Genomic DNA, 23,284 nt, shown 5'->3' with positions numbered 1-23,284 from the left:
ACGTGTCCTATATGAAAGATCTTAATCAGAAAACTCGGCTATTGCCTTACTTTTTTTTGCTCAGTCTGTGCCTGATACCACTCGGGGTCTCAGCAAAGACAATTATGATTTTAGGTGATAGTTTAAGTGCAGGTTATGGTATCCAGCCCCAGCAGGGTTGGGTACATTTATTACAAAAGCGTTTAGAGCAACAGTATCCGAAACAGCATAAAGTGGTCAATGCAAGTGTCAGTGGCGAAACCACCAGCGGAGCACTGGCCAGACTACCTAAACTGTTACAGACGCATCGTCCAGACCTTGTGGTGATTGAGTTAGGTGGCAATGATGGCTTGCGTGGACAACCACCGCAAATGATTCAAAAAAATTTAGCCAGCCTGATTCAGCAGAGCCAGAAAGCCAAGGCCAAGGTCGTCGTCTTTGGTATAAAAATGCCGCCTAATTACGGGCAGGCCTATAGCAAGGCTTTTGAAAATAATTATAAAGTGGTGAGTCAGCAATATAAGGTGAAGTTATTGCCCTTCTTTATGCAAGGTGTAGCCGGCAATAAAACCCTGATGCAAAAGGATCTGATTCATCCAAATGCTAAAGCACAGACGATCCTGTTAAATAATGCTTATCCATACATTAAAGGCGCTTTATAAAGCGCCTTTAACTTATTTTAGAATGTATTTAGATGAATCGTGATTAGAAATCAAAGAAGGTCACTTCACCAGTTTCCAGTGAATATTCAGCACCGACGACTTTTAATTTTCCTTGTCCAATCAGGTTTTCCAGAACGGCTGAACCATGACGCAACTGATTCACCGAAGCAAATACGTTGGAACGTACTGCATGCTTGGACAATTTTGCCAAGTCATTTTTCAGTTCAGTCTGCATTAAGGTTTCAACTGAAGGGCGTACGCGGTTCACAATCGACATCAGGTTTGCCGATGGCGGGCAATCCGGGCACATCAAGGTATCAATGGTGGCTTTAATCGCACCACAGTGACTGTGACCTAACACCACCACAATCGCGCAATCATAACGTGCCGCGGCAAATTCAACACTGCCGACCTGTGAGGGTGCAACAATATTACCTGCAACACGAATCACAAAAAGATCGCCGAGACCCTGATCAAAAACCATTTCGGCTGGAACGCGCGAATCTGAACATCCCAAGACAATCGCAAACGGATTCTGATCCTCTGCCATTTCTGCGCGCTGTTGGTGGCTAAGTTGTTTTGGATGCGTGGTATCGCCACTGACAAAACGTTGGTTACCCTGTCTAAGACGTTCTAAAGCTTCTTGAGCTGTGAGCATTCTTTTCTATCACCGATGGTTTTAGTTGCAATATCTTACTGTCAGTTTTTTTGAATGTCACTTGCAAAAAATCTTAGCTGATTAAATTTTTAGCATTTATCTAATTTCATTTCTGCAGGAAATTTATGCGAAATACATCACATTTTATAGTCATTTAATGCAATCTAGCAAAAAACTAATGGGTGACAAGCGCAAGGATTGATTTAAAATAGAATGAGGAATAATGTTTTTATTTGAATGAAAATTGCAAATTTATAACATGGAAGTATTTTAATTGAGCAATTTGCTCACTGGGTTTGTTTTGGGGAATGGCAAATGAAGAAAATAATAAAATTGCGCTCGAAAATGATTTGTTCAGCCGTGGTTGCCTTAAGCATGGCATTACCGGGCCTGACACATGCTCAAATACTGTTTAGCCAGAAAAATGAAACATCTGCCAAAGTCTTGCAGCAGCATCTGTTGCAAGAACGCAGCCTTGCCGGTCTCAAATCCAAGACCCTCAAAATTGGCGAGGTCACCTGGAGTTATAGCGAAGGCGGTACCAAGAACAAACCATCCATTCTACTGATTCATGGTCTGGCCGGCACGCGCGACAACTGGAACCGGGTCGCCCAGTTTCTGACGCCCTATTATCATGTCATTATTCCGGATCTGCCGAGCAATGGCGATACCAAAGTTCCGGACAATTTTGATGTTTCTGTGCCCAATGTGACCTCCCAGCTACGTCTATTTATTGAAACCTTAAATGTGGATGAGAATTTACATATTGCCGGACATTCCTTGGGCGGCTCGATTGCTACGGTGTATGCCTCGCAATACCCTTTCGATACTCAGAGTCTATTTCTCATTAATAGTGCTGGTCTTTACAAAATGGGGAATACGCCCTATACCAAAGACCCACAAGCCTTAAAAGATCTGATCGTCAGCAAACCCGGTGATCTGCAAGATGTTTCCAAACAGCTGATGCAGAACCCACCGGTGATTCCTTATCAGTTGCGGCATGCACAGGAAAAACTGCTGATTTCACGCGCTGAACAAACCAGTAAATCGATTGACCAAGTGGTGATGCTAAACCGGATTTATACACCGGAAACCTTTGCCCGCCTGACCCGCACGGTAGAAGCACCCACCTTGATTTTATGGGGCAGACAGGATCGGATCATTAATGTCGAAGTAGTCAAAGAACTACATGCCCTGCTGAAACGTGCCGAAAAACCTGTGATTCTAAATAATGTCGGGCATATGCCGATTCTTGAAGCAGAAAAACAGGTTGCACAACATTATTTGCCTTTTCTGGCCAAGACACAGACCCTAAAAAACCCGCTTGCTGATAAACTCATTCCTTTAAATTAAGTTTCAGAGATGCTATGCAGAAACACCCGATGATTGAGCAGTTGATCGATGCTCAACTTGATTTTCTCGATCAGGCATTTTCTCAATCTGAAACGATTCAAAGCGAGTTTCATGCATTTTATTTGTGGCTGCGTAAACAGATGCTAAAAGAGCTGTGGAGTTGTGAACTGATCAATCAGCTTTTGCAAAAACAGATTCTGGGTACCGCCGCCAGCAGCTTTCTGATTGAACAGATTGCCGAGCATATCCGTTTTGCATTGGTGCATCCGGCCAATGATACCACCACGATTGCCGATGTGATTCCGGTGCTGACCGTCGATAAAATCGCCCAGTATGTGGCAAGTAAAAGTGGTCATCGTCAGCGCCTGATTAAAACGGTGGTAAATAATCCGGCTTTTTCCGCCATGATTACGCAATTGGTCCAGCATTCCATTCAGGATTATCTGGATAACTCCATGATTGCCAAAAGCGTACCCGGGGTTTCCCGCTTTATGAAAATGGGCAAATCCGTTTTGGAAAATGTCACCGATACCAACCTCGATAGCACCATTGCGCGTTATCTGCAAAAAAACATTCTAAAGCTCAGCCAGATGAGTGAGCATGTGCTGAACCAGCATTTTGACGACGAGAAACTCTATCATTTTCAGGCCAATCTCTGGCATAAAATCAAAGATATGCCGGTATCGGTCTTGAAGAACTATATTGAACTGCAAGACCTGAATCAGACGGTCGGCTTAGGTCATGAAATCTGGGATCATCTGCGTCAAACGGACTACCTGAAACAGCAAGTGCATGACGGAATTCATACCTGGTATGTCCGCAATCAGGAACATACTTTTGATCAGTTATTACGTGATCTGAATATTGATGAAGCGCTAATTCAGAATGAATTGCAGCAACTGCTCAGCCCGGTAATTCAGCAGATGGTTTCTCAAGGCCATTTACGTGAACGTGCGCGCAAATATCTGGCACAATTTTATTACCATGCAGATACTTTGAAAATTCTTAAGATTTAAATAAAAAGCCGCTTTATAGCGGCTTTTTATATTTTCATTTGCTTAGAATTTTGCATTCAGACTGATACCGTAACGACGACCATCCAATAGTTGATCACCATCAATATCTTCAGCTTTTTCATCCAGTAGGTTATAGACACCAAATTTACCTGTTAGATTCGGACTGAATTTATAGTTAAAGCCGACATCTACAAATTGGTAACCTGGGTTTGGCTGAGCCATAGATGTACGGCTCAAGTAAGCAGAGGTTTCAGAACGATGGTGCAAGCGGCTCCATACATTGAGTGCATCATTTAGCTCATAATCCACACCAATATTAAACATGTGTTCCGGCATCTGGTTCAGCGGCTGACCTTTAAAAGCACCCGATCTAAACTCTGAATCGGTATAGGTATAGTTTGCAGTCAATGTTGTGTAGTCATTCAGACTGGCTTCTACGGTTGCTTCTATACCGCGAATTTCTGCTTCATCCACATTAATCCGTTCACTAATAAAGTAGAATGGAATATCCCCTTCGAAACATTTCCAATTCTTCCAGTTATTACGGTTTGTTGTGGTGCCATCAGTATCGGTTTCACAGGCACGAACTTCCGTAATACGATCTTCATATTTAGTGATAAAGCCAGTCAGCGATGTATTGATATAATCATTTTTCCAGTTGAAACCTAATTCAGTGGATACGCTTGATTCAGGCTCCAAGTCCGGATTGGCACGAATAATGCCACGGCCTGTTGCTAAGGGTGAACCACCGCCACCCGTGACGCTATAGAAACCTTCTGTGGCTGCACGAATATCAGGCTGTTTATAACCTGTAGCCACACCACCTTTTACTACAAAGTTATCATTTACCGCGTACACCCCATACAGTCGTGGCGATAAATGGCCACTATAGTTTTCATCATGATCATAACGTAAGCCGGCGGTTAAGTCGAAACGATCCGTAATACTCCAGGTGTCTTCAAGGAAAGCGGCAGCAGACCAACGTGTTAATTCACTAAATTCAGGTGCATTAGGATTCCGGTTAGTCGCTTTATCGACCAGTTTTTCATCTTTAAGATATCCCCCGAATGACAGCGTATGATCACCTAAGGCTAAGTTCCATTGACTGTTCGCTGTCCAAGTATCCAGGGTAATCCCTTTGGTGCCGAGTTCCGTATTGCCACGATCTGGATTTTTTGAATTTTCATATTGAATATAAGATGAACTGTCTAAGTTATCGCTATAACGGCCATTATGGGTTAAGGAATAAACATTACGATAATTACGCGAGAATGAATCTGCAGCACCTTGAGCAGGTGCTACCGTTTCCCCTACAGACGTAGTTGATTCCTGCTGCACGAAATTAGCTTCAACTTGTACATCATGATCATCATTAATGGCATAGGTCAGACGTGAATTTAAGCTTTCACGTTCTGTCCCACGGAAGCCGCCAACATAATGATCTTCATTACGTTCCTGCTTATTGACTGCCAGCTGCAAGCCCAGCTTGTCTGCAATTAAAGGACCCGAAAGATATGCAGAACCATTTTTAATATCACCTGAACGGCTACTATCCTGAATTGTGGTTCCTAATTCGACATGACCAGACCATTCATCCGACACTTTTTTGGTAATAATATTAACTACCCCGCCCATAGCATCCGTACCATAGAGTGTAGACGCTGGTCCACGGATCACTTCAATACGTTCAATTGCTGAAATAGGTGGCAGAATATTTTTCTCAAAACCTCCATCGTCTCCATTCGGATTGACATCCTTGCCATATTGACGCTTACCATCTACAAGAAACAAGGTGTAGTTTGAACTCATACCACGAATACTGATGGTCTGTGCAGAACCTGCACCTGAAACCACTACCCCGGGCGTATTACGCAGTACATCAGTAATGTCGTTATATTCACGTTTATCTAATTCTTCACGATCAATCACAGTAATGGAAGCTGGTGCTTTAGCCAAATCTTGCTCATAACCTGTTGCGGTCACGACAATCGTTTGTAACTTAGTCGCATCAGCCTGTACTACTTCCTTTTTTTCTTCAGTAACTCGGTCTTGCGCTTGTACTGAAACAGTCATTGCTGTGAATACTGCAAAAGCTAAAGTTGTTTTTAAGAATGGCTTATTCATACCTTGCGCGCCCCAATATTTATGAAGAGATCATGTTTATTCGGTTGCGAAGTGTAACAGCTTTTCAATTGAATGCAATTACTATTGATAATTATTATCATTAACATTCACTTGTTTTTAACCCAGAAATAAAAAAACCTCGAAATTTCGAGGTTTTTTAAAATGCGATAAATAAACTGTTATATAGAACAGCTTATTTCATATACGCACCTTCAGACTGACTATGATCCGTTTCATCAACGACATGCATTAACTCTGGTACATGTTGTTTTAATGTGGTTTCAACACCTTGCTTCAAAGTAATATCAATCGCTGAACAGCCCTGGCAACCACCACCAAATTTAAGGACAGCGGTTAAACCTTTTTCAGGGTCTTCTTTGACTTCGACTAGTGCACAGTTACCGCCATGGCCTGCCAGACCCGGGTTAATTTCAGACTGCAAGACATAGGTAATGCGCTCTTCTACCGATGCATCTGGACCCACGCGTGGCACTTTGGAGTTCGGTGCACGGAAAGTCAACTGACCACCAAAACGGTCTTTGTTGTAATCAATCACGGCATCAAGTAAATACGGAATAGATGGCGAGTCGATAAAAGCAGGGAAATCAGGATATTCCTGCTTATAATCTGTCGGTACAACTTCATCAGGTGCACTATAGGCCATGCAACATTCAGCGCGAGGAGTACCCGGATGCTCTACAAAAACACGCACACCAATACCCGGGGTGTTCTGTTTATCCAGTAGATCCTTTAAATACTCTTGTGCTGTTGGTGTAATCAATAAGTTGGGAATTTCACCAACAACTGGAGTGCTGCTGTTCTCAGTCGACATAACAATAATTTCCTCAAGCTCAAGCGGCCATTTTAACTGAAGATGCGGGGTAATTTTTAAAAATCAACTAAAATTGTCGGATTTATTATAAAAGTACAACTTTAGCTCAATTTTAATGGCATGATAATTGGCAAATAGGCACCATTAGAATCATTTATATGCTTGATTTACCTTTTAATCATACCGTGACCATTATTCTGATCACCTGTATTGTGTCATTTATTGCTTTCTCCAAAGAGACGGTGATGAATCGCCTGATTTTCTGGCCACCGGCACTGCAACGTGGACAATATGACCGCTTTATTACGCATGGTTTTATCCATGCGGATGGTGCACATCTGCTGTTCAACATGATTACCCTGTTCTTTTTTGGCAGCGTGATTGAAAGCTTTTACCGTCAATATCTGTACGACCTGGGTTTTATCCTGTTTTACCTCGGTGGTCTGATCGCAGCGATTCTGCCAAGTTACCTGAAGCATAAAAATGATGCGCGCTGGGCTAGTCTCGGCGCTTCCGGTGCAGTTTCGGCTGTACTGTTTGCCTATATTCTTTTTGAACCTTGGAAGTTGATCTTTGTGTTCTTTATTCCGGTTCCTGCAATTATTTTTGCTGTGCTGTATATAGCCTATAGCATCTGGTCAGGCAAAAAAGGCAATAGCAATATTAATCACAGTGCGCACTTATGGGGAGCAGCCTATGGTGTGATCATGACGATTATTCTGGAGCCACGCCTGATTCCGCATTTCCTGAATAAACTGATGCAGGTTCCGTTTTAATCAGGTTTTTTAAATACTGAAGGAATGAGGCTATATACGAATTAGTCCTCATATTTCTGCTGAAAATGGATAAGAGAGCTGCTGCTCTCTTATTCGTTTGAAACATCTCGTAATATATTAGAAAGTCATGATGTCACTTAATGCCAATCTTGGACTGAATTTTACAGCGATAATGTATACATCTGTATATTAATTACTGTCATTATCGAGATATTTTGCATGTCCACTACACCAGACGGTCTTCAATTTCCTCTTCAGTCTCAGCAACAAAAACCGAGTAGCTCCAAAGCAGGACGCGCGATCATCGCAGCCGCCTTAGCCAATGTAAATCCACGCAGTTCTCAACAGGCACAATCAGAAAAAAACTGGCGCAAACACTACACAGTACATTTTAAGCAACTGGTCGAACAGGGACTGAGTTCTCCTGAAGCCAGCTTGAAAATTGCCGAAAATGGATTGGCAAAGGCCCATCAGACTTTTGAATTTTACCGTGATGGTCAAAAGTATGTATTGCAAGATGCCTTAACTCTGCCCGCTGAACAACTACATACCTTCAAGCTGACAGGTAATAGCAAATCGGCACCAGAATGGTATGTGCCTTACCACGGTCAAAAGCTGCAAGGTGATGCCTTATTGGAGCAGATTGAGCGCTGGGAAAGCCAAGGCATTGTGGAAACCAGCCATGCCAATGCCCTGCGTGAATGTGTGGTGCATCCTGAATGGTTTGATCTTTCCGATCGGACCACGGTGCTGTTTGGTGCAGCATCTGAAGCCGGTCCTCTGACCTGGCTGGCGAAATGGAAAGCCAATATTGTAGCGATTGATCTGCCGAATACCCGTGTATGGGGCAAGATTGTTGATACCATCAACCAAGGCAATGCCACGCTATATGCACCTTGTAATGAAGACCTGCCTATCGATACTTCACTTGATATTTTAAAAGAAAAATTGGGCGCAAACTTGCTCACCCAGATTCCTGAAATCGCCAAATGGTTATTACAGTTCAAACAGGATTTGGATCTGGCAGCAATTGCTTATCTTGATGGTGAAAAGCATGTCCGTGTTTCCATGGCGATGGATGCCATCATGCAGCATGTCAGCCAGCAAAAAGCCAATACCAGCCTGATGTACATGTGTACGCCGACTGATGTGTATGCGGTTCCAAGTGAGGTGATTGAAGCCTCTAAAGTAAAATATACTGAACGCTCAAAGGCACAGGCTATCATCTCCAAAGGTGTTTCCACTTTAAGTCGGAAACACTTTTTCCAGAAAAATGCGCATGAACTGATTCAGTCTGGCGATCAAGCATATGGCATTTGTGACTGTCTGGTGGTTGAACAAGGCCCGAACTATGCGCTGGCAAAACGCATTCAGCAATGGCGTGCTACCTTAGCTCGTGCTCAAGGTCAGCGGGTCAGCATCAATATTGCCCCTTCTACTACGACCTATTCTGTGACCAAGAATCCGCTATTAAAAGCCGCATTTAACGGTGCCAGCCTGTTTGATGTTGAAGCCTTTGCACCTGAAACCACCAATGCAATTATGGCTGCACTGTGGATTCATGACCTTCGCAATCCAGAATCGGTGGCCAATCCTGAAGTGAAGCTGAACCATCCGCTTGAATTGATGATGCATGGCGCAAATCATGGTGGTTTGTGGCGGGTTGCTTATCTGGCGCGTACCGCACTGCCTTTTGCTGCGCTGTATGGTTTTGCGACGGAGAAGTTACCAAAGGGATTGTTGAGTAAGTTAAAGAAGTAATTTAGTTCCTTCTTTCGAGACTTCTTCTACGTTAGATAAACTTTTATTTAATGTTTATCCCCTCACCCTTGCGAAGCAGTGCTTCTCATCTCCCAAAGGGAGAGGGAGCACTCATCATAAATTTTAGTAACTGTTAGATATCTGCCTACAAGCTACTTTTCTATCAGGTAAAAGAGCAAGATTTAGCGTCAATCCCCATATTTGAATATATAACGTAAAATCCCCCTCTCCTGAGCAAGTTTTAAAGCACCACTTTTAAAACGAAGCGCAAGTGAGGGTTAGGGAGAAGTAAAAATCACCCATAAAAAAAAGCTGCTCTAGAGCAGCTTTTTTTATGTCTAAATAACTTAGAACACTTTTAACAGTACCCAGTACAAACTACCTGACAGACAGATCGTTGCTGGTAAAGTAAAGATCCAGGCAGACAGAATAGTTTTCACCATCTGGAAGTTCAGACCTGACTTGTTCGCCACCATGGTACCTGCTACTGCAGAGTTCAATACATGGGTGGTTGATACCGGCATACCAAAGCCATCTGCCGCTGCAATAGTTGACATTGCCACAAGTTCGGCAGACATACCCTGACCATAAGTCATATGCTGTTTACCAATACGCTCACCAACCGTCACGACAATACGCTTCCAGCCGACCATCGTACCCAGACCAAGTGCCAAGGCTGTCGCCACTTTTACCCAGGTCGGGATGTATTGCAGGAATGAATCCAGATTGTCACGGTATTCATCCACTGTTTTTTCCTGCGCAGCACTCATTGCCGGTAAAGCTTCTGCTTTATCCAGACGCTTAAATGCTGTAGTGCTCAGATACATGTCATTACGGAATTCAGATACTTGAGCTTCAGGAACATCCTTAATGCTGGTATAGCTACCGACTTTCTCACCCAGATGATCCGTCAAGCTTGCCAATGCAGGCACGACTTCAGGGGTAATTTCCTTGGTCTGAATGTACTTGGTGATCACATCACGAGCTTGTTCATCCGGAATATCCTGATGATTTGGATAGATCACATCCGCTGTTTGTGCAGATAACTGACCAAAAGACTGAATATGTTGTACATCCAGATTTTTGTTCAGCGAGTACGCCAACGGCACACAGCCGATCAGGATTAACATGATCAGACCCATACCTTTTTGACCGTCATTTGAACCATGGGCAAAGCTCACCCCAGTACAGGTAAAGATCAGCATGGCACGAATCAATGGTGGTGGTGGTTTGTTACCTTCAGGTGGCTGAAACAGTTCCAGTTGACGCTTGAAGATTTTTTTCACCAGCAGGAACACAATCGCAGCAAATGCAAAACCGATTAAAGGCGAGAATAACAGCGCCTTACCGACTTTCATCACCTGCTCCATGTCTATACCTGAAGCGCCAGTACCGGCATTCAGAATATAGTTCATGATGCCCACACCCAGAATCGAACCGATCAGGGTATGTGAACTGGATGCTGGAATACCGAGGAACCAGGTTCCCAGATTCCAGAGAATAGCCGCGATCAGCATGGCAAAGACCATGGCAAAGCCTGCTCCGGAGCCGACATTCATGATCAGCTCGACCGGCAATAACGCAATAATGCCGTAAGCGACCGCACCACTGGCCACCATAACCCCAAGGAAGTTACAGAAGCCGGCCCACATCACTGCGACAGGAGCTGAAAGTGCGTTGGTATAAATGACCGTGGCAACTGCATTGGCGGTATCGTGGAAGCCATTGACGAACTCAAAGCTCAACGCAATAAAAAGTGCCGTCGCTAACAAAATAACTGAATACAAGCCTAAGGCCGGTACATGCGCTAAATCTGCAGACAACTGGAAGCCGATATAAATCAGCGTAGTGATAATAAGAGTCAGGAACACCGGCATAAAAAATTTCGGTGTTGGCACATGAACATTGGTCGACTTTTGGGAAGCCGACCCGTGTGCTGAATCTACGGGAGTTTGATTAGGATTCATGCAAGCAGGAATAGAGGATTCAAGAATCCCCATATTGTTCAGTTAAATTGTGACAATTATATGACAAACTGCTGTCATATGAAGCAATTATTTGGATTTTCTTGCTGCTATTCGTCCTGTTTAATTCCGTCTAAAACACTAGATTTTGATTTTATAAATCATTTACTTAAGATAAGATTCTAGCTTCTTCAAGCTTAAAAACTCAACATATTTTGCTACCAAAACGATTTACGCCCTGCCTGTCATCAAGCTGAGCAAAAGTTTCATTTGCACAGCATAAGCCATCAATATGACAATTTCATGAATGAAAGCATCAGCTTAATTTTTTGATTATGTTTTCTTTCTGAAAGGCATCGAATCAGATTCGAGATTGCAATATTTTCTGATCCGGATGTTAAAACTTGTTGTTTTTCTAGATGACTTATCAAATTTTCATATCATGCTTATCCATCATTCTGAGCAATCTCAGCAGAAATCAGCCAACTAATCTGCTAAGATTAGCGTCGTTTTTTTTGATTTCTGCTGAGAAAGTTTGAATGTCTACACTTACCACTTTAAAAGAACTTCTTGCCAAAAGAATTTTAATTATCGATGGTGCGATGGGTACCATGATCCAGCGCCATAAACTGGAAGAAGCCGATTATCGTGGTGAGCGTTTTGCTGACTGGGCCTATGATCTCAAAGGTAATAATGATTTGCTGGTACTGACTCAGCCACAAATCATTCAAGGCATTCATGAAGCTTACTTGGAAGCTGGTGCCGACATTATTGAAACCAACACCTTTAACGGTACCCGCGTTTCAATGTCGGATTACCACATGGAAGATCTCGTTCCTGAAATTAACCGTGAAGCAGCGCGTCTGGCCAAAGAAGCCTGTGCCAAATATTCAACGCCTGAAAAACCACGCTTTGTGGCAGGTGTGATTGGTCCGACATCGCGTACCACTTCTATTTCTCCAAACGTGAATGACCCGGCGTTCCGTAACATCACCTTTGATGCTTTAAAAGTTGATTATATTGAATCAACCAAAGCTTTGATCGAAGGTGGTGCAGACATCATCCTGATCGAAACCGTGTTCGATACTTTAAATGCCAAAGCTGCCATCTTTGCGGTGAAAGAAGTCTTTAAAGAATTGGGCTATGAACTGCCAATCATGATTTCAGGTACGATCACGGATGCATCAGGTCGTACATTGACTGGTCAAACCGCTGAAGCCTTCTGGAACTCGATGCGCCATGCAGAGCCGTTATCTATCGGCTTTAACTGTGCGCTTGGTGCAGATGCGATGCGCCCACACGTGAAAACCGTTTCTGACGTTGCCGATACCTTTGTTTCAGCACATCCAAACGCTGGCTTGCCAAATGCCTTTGGTGGTTATGATGAAACACCTGAAGAAACTGCGGCATTTATTAAAGAATTTGCAGAAAGCGGTTTAATTAATATTACCGGTGGTTGCTGTGGTACTACGCCGGATCATATCCGCGCGATTGCAAATGCTGTTGCAGGCATTACCCCTCGTCAAATTCCTGAAATTGAACCGGCTTGCCGTTTAAGCGGTTTAGAGCCATTTAACATCACCAAAGATTCACTGTTTGTGAACGTGGGTGAACGTACCAACGTCACCGGTTCGAAAAAATTCCTGCGTCTGATTCGTGAAGAAAACTTCGCCGAAGCGCTTGATGTTGCCCGTCAACAGGTTGAAGCCGGTGCACAAATCATTGACATCAACATGGATGAAGGCATGCTCGATTCGCAAGGTGCGATGGTGCATTTCCTGAATCTGATTGCTTCTGAGCCAGATATTTCACGCGTACCAATCATGCTGGATTCTTCTAAATGGGAGATTATCGAAGCGGGCCTGAAATGTGTGCAAGGTAAAGCCGTGGTGAACTCGATTTCCCTGAAAGAAGGTCATGACGAGTTTGTCGAACGTGCCCGCCTCTGCCGTCAATATGGTGCCGCGGTCATCGTGATGGCATTTGATGAAGATGGTCAGGCCGATACAGCTGCGCGTAAAAAAGAAATCTGTAAGCGTTCATATGATGTTCTGGTGAATGAAGTAGGCTTCCCGTCCGAAGATATTATCTTTGACCCGAACGTCTTTGCGATTGCAACCGGTATTGAAGAACACAACAACTATGGTGTGGACTTTATTGAAGCGACTGGCTGGATTAAACAGAACCTGCCAAATGCGATGATTTCTGGTGGTGTGTCGAACGTATCGTTCTCGTTCCGTGGTAACGAACCGGTACGTGAAGCGATTCACTCGGTGTTCCTGTACCATGCCATTCAGCAAGGCATGACTATGGGTATTGTAAATGCCGGTCAGATGGCGATTTACGATGACATCGATAAAGAATTGAAAGAAGCGGTTGAAGATGTTGTTTTAAACCAGAACCAGGGTGAAAGCGGTCAGGAAGCAACCGAAAAACTACTTGCGGTTGCTGAAAAATACCGTGGTCAAAGTGGTACGCAAAAAGCCGAAGAAAATCTTGAGTGGCGTAATGAGTCTGTTGAAAAACGTCTTGAATATGCGTTGGTAAAAGGCATCACGACTTATATCGACCAGGATACTGAAGAAGCTCGTTTAAACTCTACACGCCCACTGGATGTGATTGAAGGTCCATTGATGGCGGGTATGAACGTAGTCGGCGATCTGTTCGGTGCCGGTAAAATGTTCTTGCCACAAGTAGTCAAATCTGCACGCGTGATGAAACAGGCTGTAGCGTGGTTGAACCCGTTCATTGAAGCTGAGAAAACCCAAGCCGAAGCAAAAGGTAAAATCCTGCTGGCTACGGTGAAAGGCGACGTACACGACATCGGTAAAAACATCGTTGGCGTAGTATTAGGCTGTAATGGTTATGACATCGTGGATCTGGGCGTGATGGTGCCATGTGAGAAAATTCTACAAACTGCGATTGATGAAAAAGTCGATATCATCGGTTTGTCTGGTCTGATCACGCCGTCATTGGATGAAATGGTCTTTGTTGCCAAAGAAATGCAACGTAAAGGCTTTAACATTCCACTGATGATTGGTGGTGCAACGACTTCTAAAGCGCATACCGCAGTGAAAATCTCACCGCAATATCATAATGATGGCGTGCTTTATACCGCAGATGCTTCGCGTGCCGTGGGTGTAGCCACGCAGTTGCTCTCTCCTGAGATGAAACCTAAGCTTTTGGCTGACTATGCAGCGGATTATGAAAAAATCCGTACCCGTCTTGCGAACAAGCAACCGAAAGCGGCTAAATTGTCTTATCAAGAATCGGTTGAAAACGGCTTCAAGATCGACTTCGACAAGAATGCACCGGTTAAGCCGAACTTCATCGGTTCAGAAACTTTCACAAATTATCCGCTTGAAACTCTGGTGGAATATTTTGACTGGACGCCGTTCTTTATTTCATGGAGCTTGGCGGGTAAATTCCCGAAAATCCTTGAAGATGAAGTTGTTGGTGAAGCAGCGCGTGACTTGTATGAACAAGCGCAAGCAATGCTGAAAGACATCATCGAGAATAAACGTTTCGATGCGCGTGCGACGTTTAGTATTTATCCTGCAAACCGTGTAGCAGCAGATACAGTTGCCGTTGCTGATGAATCAGGCAATATAACGCACAGCTTCGAACACTTACGTCAGCAGTCTGACAAAGTCACTGGCAAAGCAAACTACTCTCTGGCTGACTTTATTGCGCCAAAAGATGTAGCTCAGGATTACTTGGGTGGCTTTGCCGTGTCAATCTTCGGTGCGGAAGAGTTATCTCAAGAATACAAAGCCAAAGGCGATGACTATAACGCAATTATGGTTCAAGCCTTGGGTGACCGTTTTGCAGAAGCATTTGCGGAGCACTTACATGAGCGTATTCGTAAAGAGTTCTGGGGCTACCAAGCAGATGAGCAGCTTTCAAATGAAGAATTGATCAAAGAGAAGTATGTCGGTATTCGTCCTGCACCGGGCTACCCTGCTTGTCCTGAGCATTCTGAAAAAGCACCACTCTTTGATTGGTTAGGTACAACCGACAAGATTGGTACGTACTTGACGACGAGCTTTGCGATGTGGCCACCTTCATCAGTGAGCGGTTTCTATTATGCAAACCCTGAAACTGAATACTTTAACGTGGGTAAAATCTCTGGCGACCAGTTGGAAGATTATGCGAAGCGTAAAGGTTGGACGTTAGATGAAGCGAAACGTTGGTTAGCACCGAATTTGGATGATTCTGTGGTGTAATCCCCCTCGATCCCCCTTTTCCAAAGGGGGAAGAATCCATTCGTATCGAATAAAAAATCCCCCTCAATCGAGGGGATTTTTGTTTTTAATCTTTTAATCCCCCTAAATCCTGAGCCATATATGTCGCTAGGTTAAAGAGGGACTTCCACGTATCAAATTATTTACGTGACAACTCCTCCCTTTTTAAAGGGAGATTGGGAGGGATTAATTGATATAAATAAAACAATTACTTAAAATGAATAAATACTAAAAATTGAACATTAAATAATGGCTATCATAAAAATTCTAGATTCAGGAAGTTTAGAGTCAATATGTAAAATTCTCGGTGAAACGAATGATGGACTTTCTGGAACTGAGATAGGCAAATATCTAGCAGAATGTCATATCCCTGACCTTCAACCGAATATCACCAAATGGAAACGTCTATACGAAGCTTTAAATAGCAAACAACACAATGACCGTTGCTCAAATCATATTTTAGCTTTTATAAAGCACGTTATGCGCCCATCGAGACACATAAATAGGAAGGAGTGGTTTGAATACATAAAAAATGATTTAAATTTTGCTTTATCTTTCGAAGGTTTTGAATTAACAGAAAGTGGAGAAATCAAGTACGCTGAAAAAGTTCAAACTTTCAGTGAGGCTGAAGCACGAGCAAAAAATTTAAGAAAATCATTATTAGATAGAAAAATTCATCCTGATGTACTTACTTTCTGCAAAGCAGAATTACTTGTAGATAACTATTTTCATGCAGTATTTGAAGCTACTAAAAGTATTGCTGAGAAAATCAGACTTAAAACGAATCTAACTTCTGATGGAGCTGAATTAGTTGATCAAGCTTTTTCGTATAAAAATAAAGTGCCTTATTTAGCCTTAAATAATTTAACCACACCCAGCTATCAGAGTGAACAGAATGGTTTTATGCATTTACTCAAAGGCATATTTGGAACATTTAGAAATACTACAGCCCATGCTCCCAAAATTACATGGAGTATAGATGAACAAGATGCCTTAGATATATTATCAACAGTATCTTTAATTCATAGAAAATTAGACAAAGTAATTGAAGCTAAAAAAATGTATGAAGGGCAAATATAATCCCTCCTAACCTCCCTTTTGAAAAGGGAGGAACAGCACGAATCCAAAACCATCATAAAATTCGCATGAAGTCCCTCTTTCTCAAAGAGGGATTTAGGGAGATTCTTGTTGAATAAATTGATAAATCACTTCTACCACATTATCCAACTGTTCGATCACCTGCCCGTTATCAAACCTAAGCACTTTCAATCCGAGTTGAGCCAAGGCTTCATCTCGGACCCGATCCGCTTCTAAGCCTTCATTTGTAAAGTGTTGACTGCCATCGCACTCAATCACCAAATTCACAGCAGGACAGTAAAAATTCACGATGTAATTTAAAATTGGCTTTTGCCGATAGAACTGCAAACCTCATATTTACTTTACAAAATCCCTCACCCCGACCCTCTCCCAATGGGAGAGGGAGCATTCATTACTATTTAAATGCTGACATAAATTTATGAATAGACATTCCCTCTCCTTTTAGGAGAGGGTTAGGGAGAGGTAAAATTTAACAACCAATAAAAAATCTGAAACTGCCCCTTTTCTAACCGCTCACCCCAAAATCATCTGTTTTTACACTTTTCAGTCTGCAAATTTCAAACATTTCCATAATAATAAGACTTTACACATCTCCCAGAATACGTGAAGGCCTTCCTCCATGAAAAAACTCATCAACAACCCTGAAAACTTGGTTGTCGAAATGTGCAAAGGCTTTGTCCTTGCCCATCCTGAACTACAATTTACCGAATCCCATAAAATCATTTCACGTAAAGAGAAACACAACAACGTGGCACTGATCAGTGGCGGTGGCAGTGGTCACGAACCTGCACATGCAGGCTTTGTGGGTACTGGCATGTTAGACGCGGCCGTGTGTGGTGATGTATTTGCATCACCTTCTCAAATTCAGGTCTACAAAGCCCTGCAACATGTCGCGACAGACAAAGGTGTACTGATGATCATCAAAAACTATTCTGGCGATATGATGAATTTCCAGAATGGTGCAGCTTTGGCAGCAGAAGATGGCATTAAAGTCGATTATGTCAAAGTGGCGGATGATATTGCCGTTAAAGATAGCCTCTATACGGTTGGTCGTCGTGGCGTGGCGGGTACTGTATTTGTACATAAAATTGCAGGTGCAGCAGCGTCAAAAGGTTTAGAGCTTAAGGAAGTCAAAGCTGTGGCTCAAAAAGCAGCAGATAACGTGATTAGCTTAGGTTTTGCTTATAGCTCATGTACCGTTCCTGCGAAAGGTACACCAACCTTTACCCTAACCGATAATGAAATGGAATATGGCGTCGGTATCCACGGTGAACCCGGCATCCGTCGTGAAAAAATCTTGCCATCGAAAGAAATGGCACAACGTATGGTCGATGACTTATTTCTTGACCGTCCTGACATGCAAGAAGTTGCGTTGTTGGTGAATGGCTTTGGTTCAACACCAATGCAAGAACTGTATGTGTTTAACAATGATGTATGCGAACATCTGGCACGTAAAGGCATCAAGATTTACCGTACATTTGTTGGCAACTACATGACCAGTATCGACATGAATGGTGCATCGGTCTCATTACTTGCTGTGGATGATGAACTGAAAACCTATCTGGATGCGGAAGCCAATACCCCTGCCTTAAAGCTTGATGGCTCACCTGCACTACCATTTGAATTTGCAGCACAAGATGCAGCAGCAAAACAAACCGCCAATACCGAAGTTGAAACCCAAGCAGAACATGCTGAAATTCAGAACGAGCAATTCACGATTGAAAACATGCGTTATGTGGTCGATGTGATGGCGGCCTGCATCATCAAAAACGAAGTGCCATTCTGCGAGCTGGATGCCCATGCAGGTGACGGCGATTTTGGTATGAGCGTCGCCAAAGGCTTTAAACAACTGAAACGCGAATGGCAAAGCCTGATTCAAGCGCAGCACATGGATGAATTCCTGCTGAATAGTTCCATGATTATTATGGAACATTGTGGCGGTGCGTCAGGGCCAATTTGGGGTTCTGCTTTCCGTTCAGCCAGCAAAGCCATTCAAGGTAAACAAATCCTAAGCGTGGCAGATTTTGCCGAGATGCTGCAAGCTGCGGTTAAAGGTATTCAAGTGACAGGTGAGCGTTCATTTGGTCGTGGTGCTGTGGTCGGTGATAAAACCCTGATTGATGCACTTGCACCTTGCGCAGACTCTTGGTCAGCCAATACCGACAAGACGTTTAAAGAAAACTTTGTCTTGGGTGCAGAGGCTGCGGTAAAAGGTGCAGAATCTACCAAAGACATCGTAGCGCGTATGGGCCGTGCCGGTACAGTCGGTGATCGTAGCTTAGGTTATCCAGATGCTGGTGCACATGGCTTAGGCGTGATCTTTACGGACATTGCCGAGCATATTAAATAAACTTTTCAAGATTTGAAAAGAGCCTCGACACTGTTCGGGGCTTTTTTATATTTCATTTCCTCTACTGAGTAAGTTTAAAAGCACAAATAATGAAAGGCATACTCATCCCTATAAGTATGGCTTAACTAAACTTCTCTAAATAGCGCTCTAACTCTTCTGTCACCACTACCTGCTTATTGCCTTTCACCTGTTCCTCACCCAATACGCCTTCTGAGTCAATGACCACCACTTTGTGCCCATTCGCTTGTAAACGTTTGACACCTTCAAATAACATGCGTGCACCCACATCATGAATCAAAGTCAAATTGGTCAGGTCTATGACTATAGGTGTTTGAGCGTCTGGCTCATCCTGCAAAATTCGCAGCAACATTTCGGATTCTGTAAATTGCAATACACCGCGCAGCTCATACACGACAATGTCATTGTTCTTACCTACAGTATAACGACTTTGCAAAATGGTCTGTGCCGATGGCGTCCCTTCCATCAGATGCAAGCCCATGTCCCGCGACAAACGCTCAAAAATATCCACGCCACGTACACTATGCCCATGCTCATCAATTTTAGGAGAAAAAACCACAATTCCCACCTGCCCAGGCAATACCCCGATAATTCCGCCCGATACACCACTTTTGGCAGGAATGCCCACCGTCGTCAGCCAGTCACCCGCCGCATCATACATGCCACAGGTCATCATCACGCTGAGCACTTGGCGCACCACATCACGCTCTAGCAGCTGTTTGCCCGTTTTGGCCTGAACACCGCCATTGGCGAGCACACTACAGATATTTGCCAGATCTTTGACCGTCACTTTAATCGCACATTGCTTGATGTATCCATTGACGATTTCTACCGGATCCGAATCCAGCACACCTACAGTACGCAGCATATAGCCAATCGACAGGTTCCGGAATGCAGTTTTGACTTCCGACTTATACACCTGCTTGTCGAATTCCAGTTGACGTCCTGCCAGCTCACTTAAAAAACGGCGTAAGCATTCCGCACGTGAAATGCCTTTTTGTACCGGAATCAAAGAATGCGTAGTGATCGCACCCGAGTTAATCATTGGATTTTTAGGAAGATTGGTTTCTTTATCTAGCGAAATCTGATTAAAAGCCTCTCCTGAAGGTTCAACGCCGACCTTTTCCAGTACTGCTGGAATTCCCAAATGCTGCAATGCCAAGGCATAGGCAAAAGGCTTGGACATCGACTGCATGGTAAATTCGGTTTCATCATCTCCCGTGGAATAAATCGTGCCATCCACCGTGGTCAGCGCCAAAGCGAACTTGTTTGGATCTACCGCTGCCAGTTCAGGGATATAGTCAGCCAAAGCGCCCTGATCATTATCATGACAGACCGTTAATACATGCTGGAGATAATCGGGCACCGGGGTTTTCATTCAGATAGATCCTTTATATTTTCATCCTGTTTCCACCTTAAATTTTCAGGATAAAACTACAAGTCCAAATTGGTAGCATTTTATAAATACGTCCATCGATTTGGACTAAAACAAATGCCTTTTCAGCTCAATGATCATCAGGAGTAAGGGGCATTTTGATATTATTTTTTTGAGTTTTTATAAAATATCGAGCGGTTCAACAGGTCATTTCGATTAGTTTGATTATCCATTTTATTTATATTTTTCATCGCAATAAATGATATTATTCACCCACCTGCTCACATTATAATCTAACATGCTGATCCCGGATTTGAATTTTTACAGTCTACTCGTGCCCAGCATCATGTCGAGCCTGGGGATCATCACGCTGAGTATTTCCTATTATAAAGGCTTACCTAATTATTTAAGATCTTATGCTTATGCACTGATTCTGATTGGCGTGACGATATTACTCAATACCGTTTTATCGGCATCAGTTTTGGTGGAAATATCCAGTTTAATTGCTGCTGTTTACTTCTTGTCCTGTACCTTTCACAGCAAAGCCATTTATGAGCTTTTAAAAATCGACTATGCATGGCCAAACTATATTTACCTGATTGCCTTGGGTGCGTTTGGTATTTACTACTTTACCCAAGTGACTGCTGACCAGACTGCCCGTTTGCTGATTATTGGTAGCATTAATGCGGCAATTTATTTGCACCGCCCAATTGCCTTTATTCGGACGAGCACAGGCTTACGTATCGACAGTTACCTGAAAATTTTTACCCTCGCGACCGTGTTCATCATTATGGGTCGTGCCTTGCTATTCTCTGTTTTACTTAAGGATCAGGGATTTGTCGCCCATTACGAACCAGCGTGGGCATTTACACAGCTGCTCCTGCTGCTGATTGATTTGATCTTTTTAGGTTTATTCATTGGTTGTGCAATTTTGGATCTGGTGCGAAAGTTGCAACGGGAGCGCCATCACGACCCGCTGACCGGATTATTAAACCGCCGTGGCTTTGAAGCCTATATTCAAAAAATAGATCCTAATCCTGCCTTACAGCATGCAGTTTTGATGGCAGATTTAGATCATTTCAAAGCAGTTAATGATCGTTATGGACATCAGGTCGGTGATCTGGTTTTACAACATATCAGTCAGATATTTAAAGCCAATATTCGGGACAAAGACCAAGTGTCACGTATTGGTGGTGAAGAGTTTCTGCTCGTCTTGCATGACATTCAAAAAGATGCCGCCTTTAAAATTGCTGAACGGATCCGGTTGCAGCTTGAAGAAACCCCATTACATCATGAACAGCAGCATATTTATTTAACCATCAGTATCGGAGTCAGCTTCTTCAATCATCCTAATCAGATTAAAGAAGCCACTTTAGCGGCTGATCATGCCATGTATCAAGCCAAACAGATGGGCCGTAATCAGGTTCAATTCGCTCAAGAGAAAATTGCCTGAATTTGATCAGGCTTTAAATTATTTGACCTTGGTCTTGCGAATCATTTTGTACAGCACCTTGGGGGAAATACGTGAAACTAGCACACCAAGTTTTTCTTTCTTTCCGCCAATCACGATATATTCTTCGCCGCACTGCAAGGCTTGTACGCTTTGACGGGCAAAATCTTCTGCCGACAGACCATTTTCAATCGCTTCATCCTGCTTGGCTTGTGGCTTGCCTTCCCCATTTAAAGCATTAAACGACACATTGGTTTGAACAAAGCCCGGGAATATCACTGAGACCTGAACGCCCTGATCAGCAACTTCAACACGTAAACTATTGGCCCACATATGAATCGCTGCTTTGGCTGCTGAATAGGAGGCGCGATACTGGGTGCCAAGCAAACCTGCCACACTGGAAATAAACACGATACGACCTGATTTTTGTGCCAGAAAGGTCGGCAATACCATTTTGGTGAGAAATACCTGCGAGAAATAATCGACTTCCATAATGGCACGTTCAGTCTGCATGGTAGTGTCCTGAATCAGGGCACGTTGGCTTAAACCTGCATTATTAATCAGCCAGTCGATCCGGCCTTTTTGTTGCAAAACCTGTTCATAGGCATGACGGACCTGACTTTCATCCGTGATATCGGCAATAACTGAAATATGCTGATCTGGATTGGTGAGACTTTGGCGAACATTTTCCAGTTCTTCATGCCGGCGTGCGGTTAGTACCACCTGTACCCCAAGTGCAGCACATTGTTGTGCAATCGCCTTGCCAATCCCTGAAGATGCGCCGGTAATCCAGACCACTTTTCCATTTAAGTCTTCAACTTTCGCCATGAAATCCTCTTTCCCTTGTTTTAATGAATATGGTGCGGCATTTCATCTTCCAGAAATACCAGCAAATGCTCAAAATAATAACTCATGGTATCGGCATCATAGATGCTACCGAGCTTGTCAAAACGTTTATAGCCTAACTGGGTGGTTAAATGAATCACCCCATTCAAGGTTTTATCGACCACGACATTAAATTTCAACATTTTTTTCGGTTCACGGATTAAATGCGTCACCCCTTGATCGACCACCTGAGTAAAGGCTTTTAAAGCGGGTGATACATATTGGTGATTACCATTTTTCATCTGGTCAATACAGCCGAGCAGTTCCATCACCAGCAATTTTTCTACCGGATAACGGACAAAAGCATCACCTTGATACTCATAGGTCATGCGATGCAAATAGTTCACCATAGGCATCAGCCGCTCATTGCCAAACAACGAAACCGACCACGGCATATATTTACGGGTGTTATGCATAATCTGCTGAATCACTTTTTCGGAATCACTGTCCGGTGAATTGGCCAGCTGCACCACCTGACCAAAAATCTGGTCAATAATTTCACAGGCCATATCGGCCAGATTTTCACCTAAGGGTCTGGCAAGACTGTCTCGCTCGCCGGCATTTAATCGGGAATGCAGGTCTTTAAAGCGCTGATGGGTTTCGGGTTGAAGCTTCAGGGAAATGCTATAGCTCATCTTATTATCCTTTTTGATATGCTGCGATGAGTCGCGTTTTTTTATCGTTCTATCATACGATGAGTTGCTATACATGCCAATTGGCTAAAGTTTGCATTTGGTTA

Annotated in this window: 16 protein-coding genes and 1 pseudogene; 9 read left to right on the top strand and 8 right to left on the bottom strand. The window is 43.3% G+C overall.

From position 1 onward, the window contains the following. The first annotated feature begins 11 nt into the window (after positions 1-11). Complete coding sequence (locus NI455_RS04920) at positions 12-641, top strand: arylesterase (RefSeq protein WP_253112762.1); 630 nt, start codon at positions 12-14, stop codon at positions 639-641. Between the two features lie 43 nt (positions 642-684). Here the strand turns inward: NI455_RS04920 and NI455_RS04915 are convergent, their stop codons facing one another. Continuing rightward, positions 685-1,299 carry a carbonic anhydrase gene (locus NI455_RS04915; RefSeq protein WP_004646264.1) on the bottom strand — a complete coding sequence of 205 codons (615 nt, stop codon included), beginning with the start codon at positions 1,297-1,299 and terminating at the stop codon, positions 685-687. Between the two features lie 315 nt (positions 1,300-1,614). Here NI455_RS04915 and NI455_RS04910 point away from each other — a divergent pair, with 315 nt between their 5' ends. Both NI455_RS04910 and NI455_RS04905 read left to right on the top strand, forming a co-directional pair. Continuing rightward, positions 1,615-2,652 carry an alpha/beta fold hydrolase gene (locus tag NI455_RS04910; protein ID WP_253112759.1) on the top strand — a complete coding sequence of 346 codons (1,038 nt, stop codon included), beginning with the start codon at positions 1,615-1,617 and terminating at the stop codon, positions 2,650-2,652. Between the two features lie 14 nt (positions 2,653-2,666). After that, positions 2,667-3,668 carry a hypothetical protein gene (locus tag NI455_RS04905; protein ID WP_253112756.1) on the top strand — a complete coding sequence of 334 codons (1,002 nt, stop codon included), beginning with the start codon at positions 2,667-2,669 and terminating at the stop codon, positions 3,666-3,668. Between the two features lie 42 nt (positions 3,669-3,710). Here NI455_RS04905 and NI455_RS04900 read toward each other — a convergent pair whose 3' ends face one another. Together NI455_RS04900 and nfuA are read right to left on the bottom strand one after the other, a co-directional pair. Next, complete coding sequence (locus NI455_RS04900; protein ID WP_253112754.1) at positions 3,711-5,792, bottom strand: TonB-dependent receptor domain-containing protein; 2,082 nt, start codon at positions 5,790-5,792, stop codon at positions 3,711-3,713. 193 nt (positions 5,793-5,985) lie between these two features. Further along, positions 5,986-6,624 carry a Fe-S biogenesis protein NfuA gene (nfuA, locus tag NI455_RS04895; RefSeq protein ID WP_004279400.1) on the bottom strand — a complete coding sequence of 213 codons (639 nt, stop codon included), beginning with the start codon at positions 6,622-6,624 and terminating at the stop codon, positions 5,986-5,988. Between the two features lie 158 nt (positions 6,625-6,782). Between nfuA and NI455_RS04890 the strand changes: the two genes are divergently transcribed. Both NI455_RS04890 and NI455_RS04885 read left to right on the top strand, forming a co-directional pair. Further along, positions 6,783-7,400: a rhomboid family intramembrane serine protease gene (locus tag NI455_RS04890; protein WP_253112750.1), complete on the top strand. Its 618-nt coding sequence runs from the start codon at positions 6,783-6,785 to the stop codon at positions 7,398-7,400. Positions 7,401-7,619: 219 nt separating this feature from the next. Beyond that, positions 7,620-9,161, top strand: a complete 1,542-nt coding sequence (locus tag NI455_RS04885; RefSeq protein ID WP_253112747.1) for a hypothetical protein — start codon at positions 7,620-7,622, stop codon at positions 9,159-9,161. A gap of 347 nt (positions 9,162-9,508) precedes the next feature. Here NI455_RS04885 and NI455_RS04880 read toward each other — a convergent pair whose 3' ends face one another. After that, entirely contained in the window at positions 9,509-11,128 is a 1,620-nt protein-coding gene (locus NI455_RS04880) for an inorganic phosphate transporter (RefSeq protein WP_017397809.1), read from the bottom strand. A gap of 536 nt (positions 11,129-11,664) precedes the next feature. On the opposite strand from NI455_RS04880, the gene metH reads away from it, so the two are divergent. Continuing rightward, complete coding sequence (gene metH / locus NI455_RS04875; RefSeq protein ID WP_253112743.1) at positions 11,665-15,351, top strand: methionine synthase; 3,687 nt, start codon at positions 11,665-11,667, stop codon at positions 15,349-15,351. 267 nt (positions 15,352-15,618) lie between these two features. Beyond that, complete coding sequence (locus NI455_RS04870; RefSeq protein WP_253112740.1) at positions 15,619-16,449, top strand: TIGR02391 family protein; 831 nt, start codon at positions 15,619-15,621, stop codon at positions 16,447-16,449. Between the two features lie 93 nt (positions 16,450-16,542). Here the strand turns inward: NI455_RS04870 and NI455_RS04865 are convergent. Further along, a pseudogene (locus NI455_RS04865) lies at positions 16,543-16,797 on the bottom strand (endonuclease domain-containing protein); the annotation flags it as partial. A gap of 289 nt (positions 16,798-17,086) precedes the next feature. On the opposite strand from NI455_RS04865, the gene dhaK reads away from it, so the two are divergent. Continuing rightward, complete coding sequence (dhaK, locus tag NI455_RS04860; RefSeq protein WP_253112738.1) at positions 17,087-18,817, top strand: dihydroxyacetone kinase subunit DhaK; 1,731 nt, start codon at positions 17,087-17,089, stop codon at positions 18,815-18,817. A 121-nt stretch (positions 18,818-18,938) separates the two neighbouring features. Here the strand turns inward: dhaK and NI455_RS04855 are convergent, their stop codons facing one another. Continuing rightward, positions 18,939-20,213, bottom strand: coding sequence for a glutaminase (locus NI455_RS04855; protein ID WP_253112736.1), 1,275 nt, complete (start codon positions 20,211-20,213; stop codon positions 18,939-18,941). Positions 20,214-20,556: 343 nt separating this feature from the next. Here NI455_RS04855 and NI455_RS04850 point away from each other — a divergent pair, with 343 nt between their 5' ends. Beyond that, complete coding sequence (locus NI455_RS04850; RefSeq protein WP_253112734.1) at positions 20,557-21,663, top strand: GGDEF domain-containing protein; 1,107 nt, start codon at positions 20,557-20,559, stop codon at positions 21,661-21,663. 18 nt (positions 21,664-21,681) lie between these two features. Here the strand turns inward: NI455_RS04850 and NI455_RS04845 are convergent, their stop codons facing one another. Together NI455_RS04845 and NI455_RS04840 are read right to left on the bottom strand one after the other, a co-directional pair. Next, the gene (locus NI455_RS04845; RefSeq protein ID WP_253112732.1) at positions 21,682-22,488 is read right to left on the bottom strand and encodes an SDR family oxidoreductase; all 807 of its coding nucleotides are present in this window, start codon (positions 22,486-22,488) and stop codon (positions 21,682-21,684) included. A 20-nt stretch (positions 22,489-22,508) separates the two neighbouring features. Further along, positions 22,509-23,180, bottom strand: coding sequence for a hypothetical protein (locus NI455_RS04840; RefSeq protein ID WP_005267119.1), 672 nt, complete (start codon positions 23,178-23,180; stop codon positions 22,509-22,511). Positions 23,181-23,284 lie beyond the last annotated feature (104 nt).

The sequence above is a fragment of the Acinetobacter lwoffii genome (assembly GCF_024129435.1).
GTDB lineage: Bacteria > Pseudomonadota > Gammaproteobacteria > Pseudomonadales > Moraxellaceae > Acinetobacter > Acinetobacter lwoffii_F.
Note: the sequence above shows the minus strand (reverse complement) of the source record. Positions and strands in the feature narration are given on the sequence as shown.